The organism is Corallococcus praedator (assembly GCF_003612125.1).
GTDB lineage: Bacteria > Myxococcota > Myxococcia > Myxococcales > Myxococcaceae > Corallococcus > Corallococcus praedator.
Genome location: NZ_RAWI01000708.1, coordinates 1 through 2,096, shown reverse-complemented (window position 1 = coordinate 2,096; position 2,096 = coordinate 1). Strand labels below are relative to the sequence as shown.

Below are 2,096 nucleotides of genomic sequence, written 5' to 3'. Positions count from 1 at the left end.
CCCCCGCCCCTACGCTCGATTGCTGGAATGGCAAGGGGCCGGAAGGACTCGTGAGGCGCATGCGCACCCTGGGAATGCTCGTCGTGGTGATGGCCACCGGGATGGCGTTCGCGCAAGCCCCGCCGCCCGCGCCCACGCCCGTCCCGGCGCGCCCGCTGTCGCCCGCGTTGGACAAGGCCAGCGACGTGCCGGACAGCGAGAAGGTGGCGCGCAGCACCCAGGCCCTGGGCGGCATGCGTGAAGCCCTGCGCCAGGTGCTGGAGAAGGTGGAGGAGGCGCGCGGCACCAAGGACGTGGTGAAGCTCAACTGCGCCAACGAGAAGCTCACGCAGATCAAGGGCCTCTTGCGCATCTCCGAGCAGGCGGACGTGGCGCTCCAGGAGGCCGTCAGCAAGCAGGAGGCGGCGCCCGGTGAGCACGAATTCACCAAGGTGATGATCGCCCAGCAGAAGGTGGGGCAGCTGCGCTCGGAGGCGGAGGAGTGCATCGGCCAGCTCGCCTTCCGCACCGACGAGAACCTCTTCGTGGAAGTGGAGGAGCCCGACAACCTGCCTGGTGGCGACCCCACGCGCCCCGCGCCGCCGCCGGACCTGGTGGTGCGGCCCCCGCCCGCCAGCCCCATCGACTGAGTGTCCGGCCCGTCCTCACGCACCGCATCACCGGCCGTGGAGCGTTTGTTCCCTGAGGGGAAAAACGCGTGCTATGCCGACCGCCATCTCTTGCGCACCGCCTCTGACTCCATGACGCAGCCTGGGACATTCCGTCTGGCCCTCACGGCCCTGGTGCTCGCGGCGCTGCTGCCGCTGACCGCCTCGGCCCAGGGCATGGGCGGACGCCCCCCGGGTGGCAATGGCATCAAGGTGGGCAACGGGCGGCTGCACCCGACGCTGGACCTGGAGACGCGGCTGGACAGCGGCGTGGGCTACTTCCTGGACCAGGGCACCGGCCCGCTGTCGCCGGACCTGTCCGGGGAGCTGGCGCTGCACGTGCGCCCCGGGCTGATGCTGGACGTGCCGTCGCAGAAGCTGGCGCTCTCGCTGCGCGGCAACCTGGACTACGTCGTCTACACCGGCCTGCTGACGCCGGGCTCCAGCGCGGCGACGCACCTGGAGGGCATGGCGGACCTGGCGCTGCGCTTCGACCCGGAGGGCACGCTGTCCGTGGAGGTCGGCGACCAGCTCACGCGCTCGGACCGCACGCGCACGGTGGCGCTGGGCGCGGGCATCCTGTCGCTCTACAACGAGGCGCGCGTCCGGGCGCAGTGGAAGCCCGGTGGCGGCGCGCTGGAGCTGACGCCGTCGGTGGCGTACGCGATGGAGTTCTTCGAGCCCCTGGGCGGCCTGCCCGCCGTGGGCTGCACCGAAGCGGAGTGTGATCCGCTCGCCGCCAGCCAGTTCAACTACGGCAACCTGCGGCTGGGCGTGGAGGGACGCTGGCGCTTCCTGCCGAAGACGGCGGTGGTGGCGGACACCGGCCTCACCTACCGCGGCTACTTCAACGACACCACCACGCCCAGCGCGACGCTGGTGCACGTGATGGCGGGCGTCGCGGGGCTCGTGTCCCCGCGCATCACGCTGACCGCGAAGGCGGGCTGGAGCCAGAACCTGGGCGCCGGCGGCGGCGGCAACGTGGTGGCGCTGGCGGAGGGCACGTACCTGTGGGGCCCCACGCTCACCTTGAAGGGCGGCTACCTGCGCGCCTTTGAACCGGTGGCCGCCTACGGCACCTTCCGCGACGACCGCATCTTCGCGGAGGCCCGGTCGCTGATGGGCTCGCGGCTGGCGCTGCACGCGGCGGGCGCGGTGGACTTCATCGCGTTCACCGGGGAGCGCAATGACACGCTGGTGTCGTTGGACCTGGGCCCGGAGTACCAGTTCCGCCCGTGGCTGGTGGGCGCGGTGGGCTACACGCTGAGCAGCCGCTCCTCGTCGCTGTCCGCCAGCGGCTTCAACTACACCCGCAACGAAGGCTATGCGCGGCTGTCCGTCACGTACTGAGGCCGTGCGCATGCGTTCCGCCTCGCCTTCCGCCGCACGCTTCCTCCTCCCCGCCCTGCTGGCCCTCCTCGTGGGATGCCACGCGGAGACGCGCCCTCC

General features: G+C 71.7%; 2 protein-coding genes. Both read left to right on the top strand.

Annotation, left to right across the window (positions count from 1 at the left end):
* Positions 1 to 59 precede the first annotated feature (59 nt).
* The gene (locus D7Y13_RS41085) at positions 60 to 629 is read left to right on the top strand and encodes a hypothetical protein (RefSeq protein WP_120538423.1); all 570 of its coding nucleotides are present in this window, start codon (positions 60 to 62) and stop codon (positions 627 to 629) included.
* A gap of 90 nt (positions 630 to 719) precedes the next feature.
* A complete protein-coding gene (locus D7Y13_RS41080; RefSeq protein ID WP_233596051.1) occupies positions 720 to 1,997 on the top strand; it encodes a hypothetical protein in 1,278 nt (425 codons plus the stop codon).
* Positions 1,998 to 2,096 lie beyond the last annotated feature (99 nt).